The 19,641-nt window shown below is 57.8% G+C and carries 23 protein-coding genes and 1 pseudogene; 18 read left to right on the forward strand and 6 right to left on the reverse strand.

The window, feature by feature from the left end; all coding sequences use genetic code 11:
* Nucleotides 1–28: 28 nt before the first annotated feature.
* Nucleotides 29–166, reverse strand: a pseudogene (locus NHAM_RS24820) (AAA family ATPase); the annotation flags it as partial.
* 1,157 nt (nt 167–1,323) lie between these two features.
* Between NHAM_RS24820 and NHAM_RS09970 the strand changes: the two are divergent.
* The 4 genes from NHAM_RS09970 (at nt 1,324) to NHAM_RS09985 (ending at nt 3,375) form a co-directional block, all read left to right on the forward strand.
* Entirely contained in the window at nt 1,324–1,545 is a 222-nt protein-coding gene (locus NHAM_RS09970) for a hypothetical protein (RefSeq protein WP_011510438.1), read from the forward strand.
* Between the two features lie 86 nt (nt 1,546–1,631).
* Nucleotides 1,632–1,844: a hypothetical protein gene (locus tag NHAM_RS09975; protein WP_011510439.1), complete on the forward strand. Its 213-nt coding sequence runs from the start codon at nt 1,632–1,634 to the stop codon at nt 1,842–1,844.
* 69 nt (nt 1,845–1,913) lie between these two features.
* Nucleotides 1,914–2,249 (forward strand): hypothetical protein, encoded by a 336-nt coding sequence (locus tag NHAM_RS09980; RefSeq protein ID WP_011510440.1) that lies wholly within the window; start codon nt 1,914–1,916, stop codon nt 2,247–2,249.
* 94 nt (nt 2,250–2,343) lie between these two features.
* Nucleotides 2,344–3,375: an IS110 family transposase gene (locus tag NHAM_RS09985; protein ID WP_011510441.1), complete on the forward strand. Its 1,032-nt coding sequence runs from the start codon at nt 2,344–2,346 to the stop codon at nt 3,373–3,375.
* Nucleotides 3,376–4,339: 964 nt separating this feature from the next.
* Here NHAM_RS09985 and NHAM_RS26640 read toward each other — a convergent pair.
* Nucleotides 4,340–4,486: a hypothetical protein gene (locus NHAM_RS26640; protein ID WP_157043587.1), complete on the reverse strand. Its 147-nt coding sequence runs from the start codon at nt 4,484–4,486 to the stop codon at nt 4,340–4,342.
* Nucleotides 4,487–4,986: 500 nt separating this feature from the next.
* On the opposite strand from NHAM_RS26640, the gene NHAM_RS09990 reads away from it, so the two are divergent.
* From NHAM_RS09990 to NHAM_RS10015, 6 genes are all read left to right on the forward strand, one after another.
* Nucleotides 4,987–5,439: an ion channel gene (locus tag NHAM_RS09990; protein WP_041357931.1), complete on the forward strand. Its 453-nt coding sequence runs from the start codon at nt 4,987–4,989 to the stop codon at nt 5,437–5,439.
* Nucleotides 5,440–5,842: 403 nt separating this feature from the next.
* Nucleotides 5,843–6,343 (forward strand): pyridoxamine 5'-phosphate oxidase family protein, encoded by a 501-nt coding sequence (locus NHAM_RS24825; RefSeq protein ID WP_081434979.1) that lies wholly within the window; start codon nt 5,843–5,845, stop codon nt 6,341–6,343.
* 476 nt (nt 6,344–6,819) lie between these two features.
* Nucleotides 6,820–7,029: a PRC-barrel domain-containing protein gene (locus NHAM_RS10000; protein WP_011510445.1), complete on the forward strand. Its 210-nt coding sequence runs from the start codon at nt 6,820–6,822 to the stop codon at nt 7,027–7,029.
* A 496-nt stretch (nt 7,030–7,525) separates the two neighbouring features.
* Entirely contained in the window at nt 7,526–7,903 is a 378-nt protein-coding gene (locus tag NHAM_RS10005) for a transposase (RefSeq protein WP_049769322.1), read from the forward strand.
* Nucleotides 7,904–8,837: 934 nt separating this feature from the next.
* Nucleotides 8,838–8,990, forward strand: coding sequence for an aa3-type cytochrome c oxidase subunit IV (locus tag NHAM_RS24830; RefSeq protein WP_081435064.1), 153 nt, complete (start codon nt 8,838–8,840; stop codon nt 8,988–8,990).
* Nucleotides 8,991–9,041: 51 nt separating this feature from the next.
* On the forward strand, nt 9,042–9,308 hold the full coding sequence (locus tag NHAM_RS10015; RefSeq protein WP_157043588.1) for a hypothetical protein: 267 nt from the start codon (nt 9,042–9,044) through the stop codon (nt 9,306–9,308).
* Here NHAM_RS10015 and NHAM_RS10020 read toward each other — a convergent pair.
* Both NHAM_RS10020 and NHAM_RS10025 read right to left on the reverse strand, forming a co-directional pair.
* Nucleotides 9,298–9,639 (reverse strand): hypothetical protein, encoded by a 342-nt coding sequence (locus NHAM_RS10020; protein ID WP_157043589.1) that lies wholly within the window; start codon nt 9,637–9,639, stop codon nt 9,298–9,300. The two genes, NHAM_RS10015 and NHAM_RS10020, sit on opposite strands and share 11 nt — an antisense overlap.
* 11 nt (nt 9,640–9,650) lie before the next feature.
* Nucleotides 9,651–9,797 (reverse strand): hypothetical protein, encoded by a 147-nt coding sequence (locus NHAM_RS10025; RefSeq protein WP_347336449.1) that lies wholly within the window; start codon nt 9,795–9,797, stop codon nt 9,651–9,653.
* Between the two features lie 177 nt (nt 9,798–9,974).
* Between NHAM_RS10025 and NHAM_RS10030 the strand changes: the two genes are divergently transcribed.
* The 4 genes from NHAM_RS10030 (at nt 9,975) to NHAM_RS29055 (ending at nt 12,608) form a co-directional block, all read left to right on the forward strand.
* The gene (locus NHAM_RS10030) at nt 9,975–10,343 is read left to right on the forward strand and encodes a hypothetical protein (RefSeq protein ID WP_011510450.1); all 369 of its coding nucleotides are present in this window, start codon (nt 9,975–9,977) and stop codon (nt 10,341–10,343) included.
* Between the two features lie 10 nt (nt 10,344–10,353).
* On the forward strand, nt 10,354–10,872 hold the full coding sequence (locus tag NHAM_RS24835) for a thermonuclease family protein (protein WP_011510451.1): 519 nt from the start codon (nt 10,354–10,356) through the stop codon (nt 10,870–10,872).
* Nucleotides 10,873–11,393: 521 nt separating this feature from the next.
* A complete protein-coding gene (locus NHAM_RS29050; protein WP_198137018.1) occupies nt 11,394–12,188 on the forward strand; it encodes an SIR2 family protein in 795 nt (264 codons plus the stop codon).
* 15 nt (nt 12,189–12,203) lie between these two features.
* Nucleotides 12,204–12,608, forward strand: a complete 405-nt coding sequence (locus NHAM_RS29055; RefSeq protein WP_198137019.1) for an SIR2 family protein — start codon at nt 12,204–12,206, stop codon at nt 12,606–12,608.
* Here the strand turns inward: NHAM_RS29055 and NHAM_RS27535 are convergent.
* Entirely contained in the window at nt 12,594–12,962 is a 369-nt protein-coding gene (locus NHAM_RS27535) for a hypothetical protein (RefSeq protein ID WP_198137020.1), read from the reverse strand. The two genes, NHAM_RS29055 and NHAM_RS27535, sit on opposite strands and share 15 nt — an antisense overlap.
* A gap of 30 nt (nt 12,963–12,992) precedes the next feature.
* Here NHAM_RS27535 and NHAM_RS10040 point away from each other — a divergent pair, with 30 nt between their 5' ends.
* A complete protein-coding gene (locus tag NHAM_RS10040) occupies nt 12,993–14,486 on the forward strand; it encodes an ATP-binding protein (RefSeq protein ID WP_198137021.1) in 1,494 nt (497 codons plus the stop codon).
* Between the two features lies 1 nt (nt 14,487).
* On the forward strand, nt 14,488–14,694 hold the full coding sequence (locus NHAM_RS29265; RefSeq protein WP_430707705.1) for a KTSC domain-containing protein: 207 nt from the start codon (nt 14,488–14,490) through the stop codon (nt 14,692–14,694).
* 215 nt (nt 14,695–14,909) lie between these two features.
* Here the strand turns inward: NHAM_RS29265 and NHAM_RS10050 are convergent, their stop codons facing one another.
* A complete protein-coding gene (locus NHAM_RS10050) occupies nt 14,910–15,698 on the reverse strand; it encodes a HEPN domain-containing protein (RefSeq protein ID WP_011510452.1) in 789 nt (262 codons plus the stop codon).
* A gap of 415 nt (nt 15,699–16,113) precedes the next feature.
* Between NHAM_RS10050 and NHAM_RS10060 the strand changes: the two genes are divergently transcribed.
* Together NHAM_RS10060 and NHAM_RS10065 are read left to right on the forward strand one after the other, a co-directional pair.
* A complete protein-coding gene (locus NHAM_RS10060; protein ID WP_245270046.1) occupies nt 16,114–17,337 on the forward strand; it encodes a DUF6035 family protein in 1,224 nt (407 codons plus the stop codon).
* Between the two features lie 92 nt (nt 17,338–17,429).
* Nucleotides 17,430–18,926: an RES domain-containing protein gene (locus NHAM_RS10065; protein ID WP_086008312.1), complete on the forward strand. Its 1,497-nt coding sequence runs from the start codon at nt 17,430–17,432 to the stop codon at nt 18,924–18,926.
* The last annotated feature ends 715 nt before the right edge of the window (nt 18,927–19,641 follow it).

Below are 19,641 nucleotides of genomic sequence, written 5' to 3' on the forward strand. Positions count from 1 at the left end.
TGCGTTCGCGGCGATTTTTCGAGGGGTTTCAGCCGGGCTTTCGGGCGCGGCTTTGCGCGAGACGATAGCCGTCGCCGTTCATCTCGAGGATGTTGACCTGGTAAGTGATGCGATCTCCCGAAGCGGGCACCGTAAAGACCAATGAGGAGCGCAATGTTCCTCTCCATCCCGAAATTATCCAGCAAGGGTTTGTTAAATTTGTATCCCAATCGACGGGGCCGTTGTTCTACACGGTCACCTTCCCAGGATCGGCGCGATGCTCGTAAAACCCAGTCCGCCTTGAAACATCTGCCGAAGAAGCAAACACAGTGGCCGAGGGGCGCGATATTCACCGTGGGGCATTCGACGCCCATCGACCGCTTCATTACGCTGATCGATAGCTACGGTATCGAGCGCCTTGCCGATGTCCGGCCGTGCCGCGCTCGCCATCAGCTTAACATCCAGCGACGTCAGTGGCGAAGCGACTCCTGCTTTGGCACCGCAGACTCCCGCTCTGTATGAAGGAGATCAGCGCAACCTAAGGTTCCCGCAAGTCACGGCCTGCTCGGCCGCGACGGCCGGTCTCCAGCCGCATTCCTCGTCGGGGCTTCATGGCCTCTGGAATTCGCGAGTCAATTCGACGCGGAGCAAGCCATTTTCACCACGTCGTTCTTGACCTGGACATCATCGGCCAGGTTGGACTGACGCAAGCGGTCCAACAAGAATTTACGGTCAAGTCCCCTTCGAGCTGGAACCCTAGGCCCGCAATCTTATTACGCGGTGCCGCCTATTGCGAGCAGTCGAGGCGTCTCACAGCACGACCGGCACGACCCAGTTTGCGGGAGTTGAAGGTTTAGGGTCAGTTGGCCCATGCCAGCCAAGCAGTCGGCTTGCGCCTCGCGCGCGCGGCGGAACTCGGATCATCCCAAGCCAGAGTCCGAGGGGCAACAAGATCGAAACGATAGAAAATTATTCGAAGATTTTAGCGGAACGACCCGGGCATTTGGGCGTCGGTTTGCCAGAGGGCGAAAACGCGATGACAGAGCGCCAGTTCAGAGATCTAGAAACCCAGATCGCGCGTTGTAGGTTCTTGGAGCAGGAGGTGACCGATCCGCTTGCTGCTTGTCGTACACCTCATGATCTTAGAGCTTGAGGCTGATCTCAGGATCGTAGGACCAATTAGGCAACCATGGGCAGAGGCACGCCGCAGCTAAGTAGCTCCAACCAAGCTGATGAACGGTCTCGCACATAGAAGCAAACTAAAGGGCAAAGTGTTGCTATAACGACGCTTCTCGGCGACGATCACTTCAACAAGCTGGAGCGCACCGAGTTCGCCGCGCTGGTTTGGCATCTGGCCGGATCACTTCGTGCCATCCCGATCTGCCGCTGCTGGCCGCCTATTCGAAAGCCATCGTTGGCGAGCGGATCGCGGCCGGTGAGTTGGCTGCAGCCTATGTCGTCGATGGCAAGCCTTCGCCATGGTTGCCGGTCTGGCAGGCCCAAGTCCGGGCGCTGACGACGCTGGCGCGAATGCTGGGCCTATCGTCCGGCGCCGGGCGTCTTTAGGACTTAAAGGTCTGACCTCCTGAGTTGTCGTCGAGGACCGAGACCTCTGCCTGAATGACGGCCACCATAAGCATAGGAGGTGTCTCATGCCCCGCTTCATCGTCCGCTTCCTGAAGGAAATACTCGGCGAAAACGGCCGGATGTCCGAGGTCTGCCAGACCACCGTCGAACTAGAGGCCCAGGACGAGAGCGACGCGGAACGGAAGGCCAAGCTGAGGTTCTGCGATATCCATGGGATTCATGACTGGTCTCTGCATGCGGATCGCCTTAAGATCGACTCGGCCGACTTTCCTTCGTAGTCCCGGGTATCGCGGATCCGACCGACTGCATCCGTTCTTGACTCATGATGATCCGCCCGGCAGGGCTGCGTGTTCGGCATCTCCGGCGCCGGCACCCGTGCGCCCGACTTGGGCCCCATGGTTACGTTTGGCTGTTACGCTTCATCGCCGCCTGGCGGGCTTGCGGTGGTAACGTTGTATGGTTACGCCCGCGGCTATGGTTACGCTGACGATCCGTCGGCGGTGCCCGATCCAACGATCATCGAGCACGAGCCGACTGTGGTTGCGCTGGCGGAGCGTAGGACGTCCGTGGTTACGCTCGGCGCAATACCGGAGATTTGCTCGGCCAGAATGCGCAACGGGCTATCGGCGGAGCGCAATCCGACCGCAGCAGCAGCCGGCGACCGTGCGCGTCGCGATGAATGACTTCTATTGATGGTGTGGAACGGCCCTTCGAAGCGGCACCGAAGGTGCTTATCGTGGTGATGCAAACCGCCACGAAACAAAAGGAACCGTTCCCATGGAGAAGATTATCACGATCGGCTTAGACTTGGCCGAGTCGGTATTTCAGGTCCACGGCATTGCCGGCGACGGGAGTATCGTCGTCCGCCGAGCCTTGCGGCGATCGCAGGTGCTGGACTTCTTCCGCGCTATCGACCCGTGCCTTGTCGGGATCGAGGCGTGTGCAAGCTCGCACTACTGGGCGAATGCCATTGGGCAACTCGGGCATACGGTCAGGATGATGCCGCCGACCTACGTGAAGGCCTACGTCAAGAGAAACAAGACCGACGCTGCTGATGCCGAGGCGATTTGCGAAGCAGTATCGCGGCCCACCATGCGCTTCGTGCCCATCAAGACCACCGCCGAACAGGCAGCCTGCATGGTGCTGAGGACCCGTGAACTATTCGTCCGTCAGCGGAGCCAGACGGCGAATGCAATGCGTGCTCATATGGCTGAACTCGGCATCATCGCCGCCGCGGGCATGACCAGTATCGCGAAGCTCATCCTGGTCCTGCGGGACGCAGAGGACACGCGTCTCCCAGTCGCGGCTCGGGCAGCGCTCCTCGAGATGGCCGAGCAAATCGAGATGCTGACGGCACGTATCGAGAAACTCGATACGAAGATCATCGCGACAGTGAAGGCAGATGAGACCGCCTGGCGACTGACCAGCATCCCAGGCGTCGGACCGATCATCGCCGCGACAGTCCGAGCCACAATTCAGGATCCCACGGTATTCAAAACGGGCCGCGATCTTGCTGCCTGGATCGGAATTACTCCGCGAGCTAACTCCAGCGGCGGCAAGGAGCGGCTTGGCCGAATATCAAAACAGGGAAATAAACAGTTGCGCACGCTGCTGATCGTTGGCGCGACATCGATCCTGAAGCAAGCTCGCAGAGGCGTAAAGCTGCCCTCGTGGATCATCTCGCTGATGGCACGGCGACCATATAAGGTCGTAGCCGTCGCGCTGGCCAACAAGATCGCCCGCACGATTTGGGCGCTTCTCGTCAAAGGCGGCACGTACCAAGCACCCGCGATCATGACGAGGGCATAGAACAAAAGGAATTCCGGCGTCTCGCGCCGGGATCAAGCGGCAAGGTGCCAAAGCATGATGAACCTGAGGGACGATACCTCGATGCCGACCGGACCGTCTGACGCACTGCGCCTTCGAGCGCGTGAATTTGATTAGGCGATCGGTATCGCGGATCTCATCGTGGCCAGCGGTTAAGGACCGCGCCAATTAGGCCGGACATATGACTGCACCGTCCGACGGCGATTTATGCGACGAATACCTTGCTAACCGGGCCGTTCCACATATGCGCCAGAGTAGTTCCTTCTGTAATGGGCCTTCGTTCGTCAAGTCCCCTCTGAACGATAACTCATCGCCAGGATCATGCTTCTGTCCGTGGTCAGCGCGAAGGCCGCCACACCATGTCATCAGATCCAGAGCTGACAGGTCAATCTAGGAAGCGTGGTTTGCCGAAGCATTCACAGCACTACACACGACCTTGCGCGCCCCCGTCCTGGCGACGGGACCTCAGGAGAGCGCTGCCGTTTCGGCTCGCTCCAAACGCTCTATCTCCTATGCCATCACTGCGGTCTTGCTCCAGCGAAAGTCGGAGCGGGTTGATCGGAGCTTTGAACCAGTTGATCATTCATGGCTTGATATGGCTTTACGATGCTGCCGATCCGATTTGCGAGTTTGATTCCCCAGGCCTTAAGCGAGGACCATTTCTTCGTTCGATAAGGTGACGTCGTCAGATGATTTGAGACTGATTAGGCAATTCGAGAAGGGAGGGTCTGGCTCATCAGGGATGAGTAGAGTACGCCAGCGTCGAGAAGTTTGCAGCCGACGCAATCATGGATGAGTGCAAGCTCGGCGTGCGGCACAAGATCGTGTTAGCGAACAAGGCTATTGCTGTAATCGAAGATCGTCATTCATTCGCCAACGAGTTACGACGGGTTCGCAAGACAGGTTAGCCGGTAGCTCAAGCATGGGATGGAAGCGACCCTCCACCCTACGGAGCTGCACCAACCACCGCCAGCGATGCCGTCCCCGGCATGGCCGACTGCAACGTCGCGCGATTCTTGGGCGGCATACGCAGCAAAAATGAGCGGAGCGGCGCTTGGTGGAGCGTGAACGCACCCGGGAACAAAATGCTCATGGCCACGTTCCAATACCGCGCGGCCATCGCCCGCCGTAACTAGCGCGCGCGCGGATAGTCAAAGGCGATGGCTGCGGTCGTCGATGATTTCAAGCTGCGATGGATGACCCTACTACGATCTGATCATGGCCATGTTTGCATTGGCGGTTACTGCTGTCATGCTGTGGCGAGTTCGGCGACTTTTCGCAGGTGGGCTTTGCGAACGCCATCTCGATTGATGGCGTGGATGACTGCTGCTCCGGGTCAGCGAGCGGGCGCCGCCGGTGACAATGGCCCTCATGCTCTCCAGCTTGCCTGAGCCCTTGTAAGTCTCTTCCCCGTGGTCCGGCCGCGGCTCCATTTTCTCGGTCGATCCCGGCATCGGCTGTTTCTGGGACGGGAAGGTTGGCATCGGGTAGTCGGACGGCATGGAGATTGCTCCGGTTGTTCAGGCCTTAACCGGCTGATGGTGCAAACTGCGCCAAGATTGAGTGAGTCGCGCTTTGTCGGAAGGCCCACCTATGTTTAAAGCTCTCGCCCTCGCCACGTTCATGGTCGCTGCATGTATCGTTATTCACTATGAAACGCTGCGATACATGTCCGTTTTGATACCATCACTCAAGGTCGCGGTTCGCCTTAAAGTTCTGCTTGTCGTTTTTGGATGCTTCATCGCCCACACGATTGAAGTTTGGCTGTATGCCTTCGCATATTTGCTGCTTGAGCAGATTGGATTTGGATCGCTAAAGGGTCATACCGAGGAGCACTTCGCCGATTTCCTCTACTTCTCCGCGACGTCTTATTCCACTTTAGGAATCGGGGACGTTTATCCAACCGGCGTGTTTCGACTCATTTCCGGCCTCGAAAGTATCAATGGCTTGTTTCTTATCGCGTGGTCGACTTCGTTTACATACTTCGTAATGGACCGGCTTTGGCCGCTGCACTCTGACCGGACGAATGAGGAGGGAAGCGATTGAGCGGGTTTCCTACCTGTGTTTGCTGAAAACCTCATCCGGGTTGATGCGTGAGGGATCGCGCCATTGGTGCGCAGCGTGTAGTTGTGATGGTCACGTACTTTCGGCGCAGACTCGCGCCGGCGCGCCGAATTGCGCCGGGCGCGAGAGTTCGTACTCATTCATGCGTCGCGGGGCTGCCTACCATTCCAACTTCTCCATCTTGCGCACGACGACATGGGTGTCGCGCGTAAAGATACCAGTTGGACCTGCGGTGCAGGCACCATAGCGGCTTCGCTTCGTTGGAAGAAAAGGCCTGCGGTGGCAGGCTAACGGCAATAAGTCGCGTCGGCCCAGCTTGATTTAAATCAATTCCTGTTCGCGCTTTCGGAGTCATTTTGCGCACACCCAGTCAGAAAGGCGACCTATGAATGAGGAGATGGGGCAAAAGATGCAAAAGCTTCTGGATGAGCACCGGGTCATGACGGTTGCCACGAACCGGCCCGATGGCTGGCCGCAGGCGACAACCGTCGGCTACGCAAACGAAGGCTTGACGCTCTATTTTATGTGCGGCCTCAACAGCCAGAAGGCCAACAATCTCGCCCGCGATGATCGGGTGTCGCTGACCATCGACCACGACACAGATCAGCTGATGGCCATCACCGGGTTATCAATGGCAGGGCATGCGCAGCCCGTGACCGATCCGGCGGACGGAGAGAAGATTTTGCGTATTGTGAAATTACAGCAAGGGCTTCGGCCATACCGACCTCGTCACCTACGGGGCGAATGCGTGATCCAATCTGTGCGCGCTATGAATGTAACCTCGGTCGCGATTTCGGCCAGATGCAATCACCCGCACCGCGCCTGTCGGACCGATCACGTGCTACGCGGTGCGGGCGGGAAAGTACGAGTTTGGCCGCTGAGATAGGCGCCGGCCAATCGGCCGTTCACCGGCGATGCTAAGCCCTTTAAGGGCCGCTCCTTCATGCTCACTCGGACGAGTTTTTTTAATCGGACTAGGTTGCGCTGCTCACTTCGGGTGGATGGCGCGGCCCTTTCAAGCTGCCATGCCGGCTCGGCCCTCGGCATGGACCTCTCGCGGCATCCCGACCGTTATCGTCGCTGCGCCTGGTGTTGGCAACACGGCGGCCGGCCAGCGCTTAAGAACGCCGTCTCACGAACCCGCCGGCATCCCGCTCGGCCGAAGAATCCAAAAAAACTTTGTGAGAACACTTGAAACCCGGAGCCTGTTTTCTAATTTGTTCAATGCCAGAAGTGGCCCGGGCCGCCTGAATTAGCCCGCAGCTGTGGGGCGCTAACTCTACCCCTGATTAGCCAAAGCCTCTCTTCTCGAATGGCCTGATCAGCCTCAATTATCTGACGACGGACACTCCGAACTTACTCATGCCCAATGCAAAGGCTTACGCGTCCACAATTCTCGCCAATTTCGAGTGGGCGCAAGGCGAGCTTGTTGGCAAAGCGGTCATACTGGCCGATGGCACGGCAGGGACAGTGGAAGAGGTTTGGCTTGATGAATTCCACGGACTCCGAGTTTCTATCACAGGTCACGATGGCAAGCGGCCGGTCTCGACGATAAAACTTGCTCAATCGTAGAGCCCGGTGCCTTCATGGCGTCGAGCTTTCTGTCGTTTCCAGGACCGTTATCCGGGTTCCGGAGGGCTTTGCCGTGCGCGATGCCGGCGCCATACTCCGCTACGCTGCCGCCGGCCCGCAAAAACGCGGTGTTCGGGTGATCTCGACCAGCTTGCGCGCGGCCGCTTCTGGTGAGGCTAACGGGCAGGACTCAACGAATTTGACCATCTGGCCACGCATGACGAGTTGACGCTATCCTGACAAGCCGCGAAGGCCTTGATGGTCCGGGCGGCTTACGAGATCGACGGTCTCGTGAAGTCTAGGCGGTTTCACCGCCCTGTCGTTCACCGGTGGCGACAATCCTGAGCGATCCGTCGGGAAAGCCCCCTGACTGCCATCGCCTCGTGATGGCGGTGTCGCGGGTGCCGCATCCGAGACGTAAGCGCTCATTTGATCCCCTGGTGTCGGGATCGAATTGAACATGCGAAGCTTCCTCCGATTTGAACGGAGGTTTGGGATGGGATTGGACGGCAAAAAGGACGTCCGTTTGGACGTCTCAACGATTGGAAGTGTCAGCCGACTTGAAGTGCTTGAAGGACCATCGGAGCGTCGGACGCGCTCGGAGGCTGAGAAGGCGCGGATCGTTGCCGAGAGTTTGATGCCCGGCGCTCAGGTGTCGGAGGTGGCGCGCCAGCACGGCGCGATGCGCTGGCAGGTTTACGATTGGCGTCGGCGGCTTCGCCAGCGAAGCGAATTGGCTTCGCGAGAGGCTCCGGGGTCGACGTTCGCGTCGCTGATGGTGGAAGAGCCGTTGAAGGAGCGTCCGGCTCGGCTGGCCCGGCTTGGGATTGCGATCGGCGATATTGTGGTGCGGACGGATGTAAATTGGCGTTGAACAAAGCCCCTTGAAGCTACAGCGTTAGCTCCTTGTGACAAGTAACGGAATCTACGTCGGAGTGGGGTCACGATCGGCGCTGATCCTGACCCCACTCCGATTGGCTTTTTCCCGACTGTCTTTATGGCATTACTGCCGGCACCTGCAGCAATCTGACCCGCCGTGCCGATTCACAGTCAAGCAACGACACCGCTAAGGCCATCAATTACCTGCTTAACCGCTGGACGGCGTTCACCCGCTTGGGAGACAAGTAACTATTGATCTCGCTCAACGCATTCGTCCGGCCGCGGCACATGCTGCCTTGTGCTTTCTTAACCCCATGAGCAGAGTGATGGCCGACCAGCAAGAGAACGCGCGATTGCCTCACAATCCGCCACAACCGCGAACAAGCAGATTGCCGAGCAACGTTGGGTTCAGGACGCATTGGAGGACGACGACGTTCGTGAGGCCTTGAAGCGTCGGCACCCGTGCGAGAAGAACGGTTAGGAAGAACGGTTAGACTAGCGGGCTATTTCGCTCTGGTGCGAATGGCCCCGCTGCCCCAAGCATCGTTCGGCTCGGACGAGTAGCAATCCTCTCATCCCCATCCCAGAAGCGCCGAGCATAGAAAATCCGTTACCCCAGAACGGCGTCTTTGAGCTAGATCAAAACATGCATGAGATTTGTATGTATTCTTGGCTCGTCGAAACCAAAAAGGGAGATCGACATGCCAACCGAAACAACCATTGTGACCGCGCTTGTTACCGGCGTCATAACCATATTCTCTCTAGCTATAGCTTATGGCCAGCGTCAGACTACCGCTTACCATCGCGAACACCCGCAAGGGTAAGCCCGCAGAACTGCATAAATGGGCGGCGACTGCGGGCAGCTATATCTGTCTCACCGGTCACCGTCGTGGGAGAGGCAAGATCAACAGTACCTTGAGAGACTTGACATGTCTGATCATAGTGAAATTTTGTATTCGACGGCGGAAGGAATGGATTATCCGGCGCACGAGCAGCAGTATAAGACGTTCCTCAAGATAGGGATATTGGGCACAGCGACCGCCGCCACCGTTATCGTGTTGTTGGCGATTTTCCTTACCTGATTGTCCGGTCGTCGTTCCGGATTTTCGTTTGCAATGTGGCTGGTGCTTTAGTTGTGCGTGGTCGACGGCTTGCCCGTTGACCACGGCGGACGTTGTGGCGTTGATCGACGGTCCCGGCAGTTCGCGGCCCCTAGGCAAGCTATCCAAGGCCACCTGAGCCCAGCTTATAACCTCATCCGTATCCGCTTCACGCCGGCGATCCTGCCGCCCTACGTGCGCCGCTCGAAGTCGATCGAGACGTTGCTGCCGATCCTTTACCTGAAAGGTATCGCCATCTCCTCGATGCGCTTGAAGTCGCGCTCGCTCGTCAGTTCGTAGTTCTCCTGCGAGCGCCAGCCCACCACGCAGCTTGCAAAAACGACAAAGACAAATCCAGCATCTTCACGAAGTCGGACGCATCGTTCGGCGCAAACGTCCTACCTACACCTTGCACCGCCGCGGCCAATGTTTGCTCAAACTGCTCCGGCCCGACAAATTCGTAAAGCTCCCGCGCCCGTTCGATCATTGGCCCGGGTATCTGGTCAACAGTGTCTCGCAACCGCTCCAATAGCTCGACCAGATCATCTAAATCACTACGGCCGCCGACGCTCTGATAATGCGCCGCTGCGAAGTCAAAGCGTTCCTCTAACTCTTTCGCGACATCGATCATGACACGCCTCACTATCCCGAGTAGGTGTTGAACCTTCCATCCTTCTCGCCGCGCCGGTAGCCGTGCGAGATTTGCTTTTCCAAAAACTCGTTCGCAACGATCGTCGCGCGCAGATCGCCGTCGCAAGCCTCAATCGCCTGCGCGACTGCGACTCCCAAACTGTCGCTTTCGGGCGATTGATCTTGTTTAAGGTTTGCCGTCATTCACCGCGCGAGCCGCCTGATATGAATCGTTTTGGACGGCGACCGGGTGGAAGGTAAGTTAAAGACGCAAACTGTGCTAAATCTCCACCCCGGGTTGCCCCTTTTAGTCAGACATCAATAGGAAAGAGGACGATGATCGGATCATTGATGATGTGCGTGAGTGTGGTGATTTTGCTGGCCGGCATGATTGCCGGCATCACAATGGGGATTCAGCAGAACTTTGTCCTTGCGCCGGCTCATGCTCACCTCAACCTGGTCGGCGGCGTACTGCTGTTTCTGTTTGGCCTCTATTACCGGGTGTTTCCGGCCGCAGGCCGAATGACGCTGGCCCGGATTCAGGGCTGGCTTCACATTCTCGGCAGCATTCTGTTTCCAACCGGAATAGCCCTCGTGCTTGTGGGCGGCAAGGCCTATATCGCAGCGCCCATCATCGGGTCGTTGGTCGTGGTGTTGGCCATGGCGCTGTTTGTGGTCGTGGTATTTCGCACCCGGACGGCCTGATCATCGCCTGATGGCACGACTGCTCCTAGCCGCCCTCGCATCGATGCTGGCCACGACCGCTCTCGCCCAAAGCCTGACTGGGCAGGCATCCGTCATAGACGGCGACACGCTCGAAATTCACGGACAGCGAATCCGCCTGTCAGGCATCGACGCGCCCGAATCATCCCAACTCTGTCGCGGTGACGACAGCCTGCAATATCGATGTGGGGCCAAATCAGCCAACGAACTTGACGAGCATATCGCGGGCAGGCCGGTAAGCTGCGAAGGCGTCGGCAGGGATCAATATGGGAGAGTTGTGGCGGTTTGTTCGATTGATGGCGAAGACGTTGGGGAATGGCTTGTGCGGGGAGGGCTCGCGTTCGATTGGCCTAGGTATTCGCGTGGCAAGTATGCAGGCGCTCAGAAAGAAGCGGAGCGGGCAGGGCGTGGGGTATGGGCGGGATCGTACGTTGTGCCCCGGGCCTATCGGGCGTGCAGACGTGACGGTGGGCGGCCTAGCGGCTGTTCGGATGATGCGAACGCTCGATAAGAAGAAAGCACATTGCTATCGATTCTTTTTAGCATTTTGTAATCCCGTTGCGCAACGCTACCCTTTCTCACAAGGGGGGTATGGCCATGGATGACAAGGTGAAAATCCGCTGCCCGGCCTGCACTTTCTGCGCCGGGCTCTCAAAGCCGCCCGCGAAATTAGAGCCGCAAAAGACGCGGCAGTCTACGCGGCGACGTATAGTGGCGTGGCATCAGCCCCAAAGCGCGAAACGCCTTAACGGCTTCAGGCGTCAGCCGTGCCGAACACTCCGGCCGCCTGCACAGTACGTCTCCCATTCCCCCATCAATAGCCGCCGCTTCGCCAACGCGTCCGAACGCCTGTAAGCCGCTTCCGTTTCGTCTGCCACAGCACACACTTGTTTTCTCGTCTAGGGTACAACGGCTGATTCGCGAATTTCGCACTCCGGCCAAGCATTCTCAATACCAGTGAGCACGATCGCCGGGCGACGCGCGTCCTCCGGCATCACCTCAAAACCTTCCGGTCACGACAGGGGGCCCAGCATGAACGGGGAGCAACAGTCGCACGACGCGCAGAAGACGCTCACCGATTTGAGGGACCATCTGGCGCGGCACGACAAGCCGATAGCATTCTTTTTTGGTGCGGGCACCTCATGCTCGGTCAGGGTGCCGACCGGCGACGGCGCACCAGCGCAGCCGCTGATACCCGCGGTCCCCGGCCTCACGGCTGCATGCAAGAAGGATGGTGCCGACCTGGGCGAAAAATACGCAAAGGCGTGGGCCTTGATGGAGGCCCAGTGCGTCGAAGCCAAGCAGGACCCGCACGTTGAGAACATTCTTTCGCGCTTGAGGATGATGCTTAACGCGATCGGTAAGGACGATACGCTGTCCGGCCTGAAGACGGATGAGCTGGAGAAGCTCGAGGAATCAGTGCGAAAAACGATCGCGAGGCTCGTCACGCCCGATCTAAAGGGGCTTCCCACAGACTTTCCGCATCGGAAATTCGCGCGGTGGCTTGCGAAGACGTCTCGGAAAGCCTGTGTCGAGATTTTTACCGTGAATTACGACGTTCTCATCGAGCACGGCCTCGAGTCCGAGCGTGTTCCCGTCTTCGACGGTTTCGTCGGAAGTTATCAGCCCTTCTTTCTCGCAGACAGCTTGCGCCGAGCCGAAACGGCACCAGGACCACATTGGACCCGCCTGTGGAAGATGCACGGCTCGGTCACGTGGCGACGCATCGAGCAGGATGGGCGCATGCGCGTCGTCCGCGGCGATCCCGACCTCGCCGACGAAATGATCCTGCCGTCATCCCAGAAATACGACGAATCACGGCATTAGCCGTATGCGGCTTTCGTGGACAGATTGACCCGCTTTCTCGAACAAGACGATGCGCTGCTGATCGTGGCTGGATTCAGCTTTGGCGACGAACACATCAACAACCTGATTTTCGGCGCCTTGGAAAATAGACCACGCACCCACGTCTATGCCTTGCAGTTCGAGGAGCTTTCGGAGGACAGCGTCCTGATCAAGCGCGCCTATCAGCGCTCGAACTTGATCGTGGTCGGTCCGAAAACCGGCGTGATCGGGGGACGCCGCGCGAAGTGGGCTCCCTCCGACACCCCCGCATTCATGGATGGCGTATTCGAACTCCAGGAGACTCCAGCCGCCGCCGGAGCTCCGGAAACGGCCAAGACAGGGCTGATGAAAATAGGCGACTTCGCTCGCTTCTGTAACTTCCTCGATTCAATGGCGGGTTGACGACCTATGCCGCTCGGCGACCCCACGTACATCGGTCAGATCGCGTCCGTCACGGGCGCGATCATCCGTGTGCGCCTGCGCGAGGACATGCCGTCGACTCTCGTCATGATCGGCGGCGAGTCGTATCGCGTCGGGCAAATCGGCGGGTTTTTCAGGGTGCCCCTTGGGTACACAAACCTTTACGCCGTATGTACGCAGATCGGTGCCGATGCCGCCCCGCCAGGCAGCGCGGAGAAAGCATTCGGTGCCGCGCTTGAAGATGACATGCGACTTCATCTCTCCGGTTAGCGCTGGATGACGATCGTGCTGTTCGGCGAGGCCCTCGGCGGCGAATTTGAACGTGGTGTGGGTCAATACCCGACTGTCGGAGATGAAGTGCACTTGGTGACCAACGATGACCTGAAGGTCATTTATGGCTGGGCTAAGGGCAAGAAAGGCACGATCTCGGTTGGGCGCATCGCGGCGGCGTCGGGAATATCGGCCGACATCAGCGTTGCCGGCCTTGTAAGCCGCCATAGCGCCATCGTCGGCTCAACCGGCGCCGGAAAATCCAATCTCGTCACCGTTCTCCTGGAGACCGTTTCTGACGGAAGTCTGCCGAATGCGCGCGCGATCGTCATCGATCCGCACGGCGAATATGCCACCGCGCTCGGCGATCGTGCGCGAGTGTTTCGCATTCGGCCGAATGAGGCGGCCGGTGAAAGGGCTCTTTGGGTGCCGTTCTGGGCACTTCCATTTGTCGAACTTCAGCAACTCACACTGGGCGGCCTTCAGCCCAACCACGAGGCCACGATTCGCGACGAGGTGCTGGATATGAAGGTGGCCGGGGCCGCGCATCTCGCGGTGCCGCCGCCGCCTGAAACACTGACGGCGGACACCCCGGTGCCGTTCAGCATCAAGAAGCTGTGGTACGAACTCGACAAGTTCGAAAGGATGACGTTCCCCGTCAGCGCGAACCAGACCGACGCCAACGTTCATCCTCCGGAGCAAGTCGGAGACGCGATGTTGCTCCGGTCGGACCGGTATCCGGCAGCCAGTCCATATAATCAGGCGCCCTACAAGAATCAGAAAAAACGCAACCTTGAGCGGCAGCTCGACCTCATGCGAAGTCGCCTCAAGGACGCCCGTTTTTCGTTCCTTTTCTCGCCCGGCGGAGGCTACGAGCCCGACTTGAATGGAGAGGTCGCGAACGACCTCAACACGCTTGTCAGGGACTGGGTCGGACACGACAAGCCGATAACGATATTCGACGTCTCGGGACTACCGTCGGAGGTTCTTCCAACCATCGTCGGCACAATGCTCCGGATCGTCTACGACATGCTGTTTTGGGCGCAGGACCTCCCTATCGGCGGGCGGCTGCAGCCGCTTCTTGTGGTGCTCGATGAGGCGCATCGCTTCGTTCCGGAAGGCGTTGACACGCCGGCCCATCGCACGTTGTCGATGATCGCAAAAGAAGGCCGGAAATACGGGACTGGCCTCATGCTGGTCACGCAGCGCCCATCCGAGATCGACAGCGCAATTCTAAGTCAGTGTGGCTCCATGATTGCGCTGCGGCTTACCAATTCGGCGGACCGCGCCAAGGTCTCAGCAGCGGTCCCTGACGACCTGGGTGGACTGGTGGACCAGTTGTCTTCGCTGCGGACGGGTGAGGGGGTCTTCCTGGGCGAGGTGATGCCGATCCCGTCGCGCGTCAGAGTGCGCAAGGCCAAGCAGAAACCCGTCGGCGACGATCCAAAGCTCCCCGACGTATGGCAAGTACCGGATCGTCCAGACGGCGACCGGTATACGCAAGCGCTGGCGAATTGGCGTGCTCAGTCAACATCTGTTGAAGTTGAGAATGACCAGGACGAAGATGGGGAGGGGCAGGCAAATGCCTGAAATGATTTTTATCGACTCCACTAACATCGAAGCATTCGGTTACGACGTTGAGACACAAGAACTTCACGTGCGGTTTCTAAAGTCCGGTGAGACGTACGTATATCACGCTGTCGAAGAGTGGAGATATCAAGAGTTCCAACACGCAGACTCAAAGGGCCAATACTTGAATGCCAATATTAAGCCCAATTATCAGTGCGCAAAACTTTGACGCTACGCCGACCGTTCTACGCGCTCGCTGGGTGTGAAACGGCGCCGGGGTCACGTCGCTCGAAGGATGAGCAGTAACGTCCTGAAGGAGATTGAGAAAGCTTCGTCGGAGTGGGGTCACGATAGGCGCCGGTTTTGACCCCACCCCGGCGCGGGTTATGTCAACTGCGACAAGGAATTGTGGCCGATAGTTCACGGGGCCAAGTTCGGCGCCGATTAACACAGTATGCTTTGTTTCTCGTTTTCCTTCCGGGTGAGGGCGGTGATCATTACGCCTTCGCTTGCGCGCTTGCGTTGCAAAACTACCGTTAGGGCGTTCCGGAACGCTCGTGACGTCAGGCTCAATAAACTCGATTGTGATTTCGGAAAAGGGAAATTCCAGTTGAGGAGCACTCTCTGCAATTCCACGCCGCGCTTGCCTTCCATTGTCTGTTCTAAGTTGCTCTGCATGTTTTCATGCCGGGTCGGTCTCCTCGCCAATGCCTCACGCCGGGAGTATGTCGGCAACCCGTCATTCTCGTCGTCGCCCACGTATCGAACTTCTAGAGCTTGCGTGAGTCGTCTGACTGAAAATACGACTTGGTCGAGCTTGAAGAGATCTTCGGCGTTTCTGACATATCCATAAATCAAGTAACGGTTGTGCGCGTTGCCATCCTGATAGAGCCGAGTGAGAAATTCCATCACCGTTTCATTGCGCCACATGCGAGCCGGCATATTCTCGGGTCTGGCGAACTCAGAGATCAGTAATTCGGGTGCCAGAGGCTGTACCGCGTCATATAGCCGGACGATATCGTGTCCGTGTCCATTCGAGGAGCGGCCGTTCATCAGCAAGACGGCCTTGAAATACTTTTCTAAGCAGTGGACCGCCAGCCAGAAGAAATCGACGTTCAGCTTTTGCTGAAAGCACCATCTTGCCAAGATGTAATTGTCATCGGCCGTGGAGATGAATAACTCTCGCACGACGCTGTTCTTTTCGGCATGAAGGTCTGGAAAGTTGTAGGGCATTGCTGTGTTCTATCTCAATGGATGGACACTATGGAATGGACCGACATCTGGAGAGACGTTTGCTGTTAACGGGTCATCGGCGGATGGGCGCTTAAGAAATGTCCCCAATCGGTTTGCTAAACTATTGGAATCATTGAATCCGCCCCAAAGGCTCCGGGGGCTAATTGTGTCGATGGGTGCGCGACAGGCCAAAAATCGAGTTCGACTGGACACGATGTCAAAGCCTTCGAACCTATTTGAAGAAAATGAGCAGCAATTGCCGACGTTCGCTCTGGTGCGTCGAATGGGCAAGAACAAGGTCCTCGATCAGATTATACCCCCGAGGTCTATAATTATGCCGGCGCTGGGGAGATTCGGGTAGATGGGTGAGGCTGTATTCCGGAGAACACTCAAGAGAGCCGTAGATTTTTCTTCGATGCAGACCATTACAAGCGATGCGCTAATGTCGATGAGCAAGGACGACTATCAGATCGTCCGGCGCGCCGCGACGCGGGCACGACTCGACCGGAAGGCACGTTACGTCTGCGGAAGCTGCGGTCATGCCGTCTATGCACCGCGCGAGGGCAGGACCGGCCAGCCTTATTGGAAACACCATCCGGGTGCGTCACAAAATTGTCCGTGGTGGACTGGGGCGCCGTCGGGCGTCGACGCGGTTAGTGCGCGACAATTTGAAGGTGCACAGGAAAGCCCGCTTCATGCCAGGATCAAGCAGACCGTTGGTGAATTGTTGACGGTCGATCCCCGCACGGCGGCAGGGAGCGTTGTTGTCGATGAATATCTCATTCAAGAGAACGGGCGCCGCCGCCCGGATGTCCGCGCGATCTACGATGGTATGCCGCTCGTCGTCGAGGTTCAACTGGCGACCACGCAGATTCCCATCATCGTGCAGCGTGAAGATTTCTATGAGAATGCGTCCATTCGCCTTTTGTGGCTGACCTGGAATTTTGAGCCGCCTACGAACGGCCGGCTACTCAGCTCGTTTGAGGATATCTTCTATTCTCACGATAAAAACCTATTCTCAATGGACGAAGAAACGATCACGTTCTCGAAAGAGAGGTATGACGTCATTTTGCGGGCGTTCTGGATGGATGGCGAGGCCTGGCGCTCGAAACTTGTTAGCATCTCCGATCTCAACTGGCTCGACGGAGGGCGCGCCAACGCAGTGCCGTCGAGGCTATCATGGCATCGGGAGTTTCTCGCGCGCTGGCGTGGCGCGCTTGGAGAACGGGGCACGAAGTGGAAAGAGCGCGAAATTCTTTTCGGTGAGCTTGTTGCCAAACTGCAGTTTGCCGAGATTGGCGTCAGTGAGCTCCACGACCTTGACATGGATGCTTTGATCAATTGCCTGCTTTCGCTGGTCGACGGTCGGCCGGTCGGGTCGCGGCAACAGAACCTTGTCGAGGTGCTGAATACCTTCCTCAACGTCGGGCGACGGCAGCGTTACATGCGTCTCATCCGCACCTTCGCTCAGCTCACGAGCAGGGAGGCGCTTTTTGAGGTCGAGAGTGTGCGCAGTAAACTCATAAAGGCACGCGCTGTTGCGCAAGATAGCCGTCAGAGCGTCGCAGGAAAGATCGCACTTGCCTTGTTTCCGGAAATATTTTCTTCAGCTCCACGAGATACGAGCGAGGCATTGTAGCGCTGACGTTCTCTTCAATGTCTGAAGAGCTCAACGAAATCATTTAAGGATCACTGGAAGCGAAGAGAGTTCGCTGGGGCAGCGAATTCGTAATGCCTGGGGAAGGCGCAGGGGGCATCGTGCATTCAGAAAACATTGATGAGCTCAAAGCAAAACACATGTGCTATGCCTGTGTTGGCGAGCAGCATTTCAGCGATGAAATTCACGCGAAGGGGAAGCGGGCCAAATGCAGCTATTGCGAAAAGACCCGTCGTACCTACAGCCTTGGCAAGGTCGCTGAGCGTGTGGAAACTGCGTTCGAACAGCACTACGACCGAACGTCAGACCAACCGAACGACTACGAGCATATGCTCCAGCGTGATAAGGAGTCGAGCTACGAATGGAGCCGACATGGCGAAGAGGTCATATACGCGATCTTGAACGCCGCCGAAGTTTCGGAAGACGCCGCTCAGGACATCCAGTCGATCCTCGAGGACGAGCATAGCGATTTCGACAGCGCAGCGATGGGCGAAGAGACAGAGTTCGCGAGCGGCAGCAATTATCAGGAGAAAAAGGTCAGCGATGGTGCTTGGCGCGAAGACTGGGCTCGCTTCGAGAACTCCCTGAAGACCGAGGCACGTTTCTTCAGCCGTACAGCGGCTGCGCATCTTGCGGCGATCTTCGATGGTGTTGACGACTTACAGACAAAACAAGGCCTACCCCTTGTCGTGGATGCGGGGCCCGGAACGGTCTTCCATACGCTTTATCGCGCCCGGGTCTTCCAGTCCGACGACAAGCTGGAGGCGGCGATGTGTCGGCCTGATCAGCAGCTCGGGTCGCCGCCGACCTTTTTGGCTGCGGCAGGTCGTATGAATGCGCGCGGCATTTCCGTGTTCTACGCTGCCAATGATCCTAAGGCGGCCATCGCCGAGGTGCGGCCTCCGGTTGGAAGTCAGGTCGCTGTCGCGCAATTCGAGATTATCCGGAAGCTTCGGTTGCTTGATCTGACAGCGCTCAAGAGTGTGCAGGTGCGTGGCAGCATCTTCGAATTCGATTTCGCACGCCGGTTGGAGCGAGCGCAATTCCTGAGATCTCTTAGCGGCCGCATCACGCAGCCAGTCATGCCCGACGATGAGCCTTTCGAGTACCTGGCGACGCAGGCCGTCGCCGATTTTCTGGCAACGGAATCCTCAGTACGCATCGATGGCATCATCTTTCCATCGGTTCAGGTTGCCGGAGACGTGCTCAACGTCGTGCTGTTCCATAAGGCTGCGCGCGTCGAGGACATGGACATCCCGGGGGGAACTGAGATCAATGCCAGGACGGGTCAGTATGGTGAGGATGGTTGGGAGGACGACTTCTCGGTGATCGAGGAGGTGCCGCCTGCACCAAAGGTAGATGAGAAAAAGGATAAGACGCTAGGATGGCCCGATTTTGCCGCCATGCCTGCAATGCCTTGGACAAAGGTCGATCCCGATCCGCGAAAGCCAAGTCTTCGCGTAATGCCGGATAGCGTTCGGGTACACCGTATCGAGGGGGTGGTCTTCAAGACTGACGAACATAGAGTTCGTCGGCTCCGTTGGGAGAAGCATGATCGGCAGCCATTCTAGGCCAATGAGGACCCCTGCTTGCAGGGGCCAATCATTCGATTGACAGAAGTTGGGCAAGCCGCCGCTCTTGAAAGCGGCCTGATCTGAAAGGTGGGTAAGAACTCTTCCGGATTTGTGGGACTCCGCACAGAGTTCAACAAACAGAGTTCAACAATTTGAAACCCGCCGTTTTCGGCGGGTTTTTGTTATTTCTCAGGTCTGTCGCGGCGGTTCTTAGAGGGGGCGGCGATACTTTGGGGTGATTTGCGGCGCACTTTGGCCGAATCTGGCCATCCTATGCGAGCATTTTCACCACTAAGTCACACACAAATTGGCTAGGGCGCGGGCGTACTGCTGTAAAACGGCGCCGGGGTCACGTCGCTCGAAGGATGAGCAGTAACGTCCTGAAGGAGATTGAGAAAGCTTCGTCGGAGTGGGGTCACGATAGGCGCCGGTTTTGACCCCACCCCGGCGCGGGTTATGTCAACTGCGACAAGGAATTGTGGCCGATAGTTCACGGGGCCAAGTTCGGCGCCGATTAACAAATCGAAGCATGTCCTCATTGTCTCCTCGAAGAGCCGGCGCGCGACCCGGAAGCGGCCCGTCCGTAGCGTCCCGATTCAGGCGGCGAGCCGGCTCGGTTCACGCTGATGAGCAGCAGGAGTGGATGTCGCCATGGTGGTTGCTCGTAATGCTTGGCGCGTAAGACGAGCAAAAATGTTTTGGGCGACAGGAA

The organism is Nitrobacter hamburgensis X14 (assembly GCF_000013885.1).
Lineage (GTDB): Bacteria > Pseudomonadota > Alphaproteobacteria > Rhizobiales > Xanthobacteraceae > Nitrobacter > Nitrobacter hamburgensis.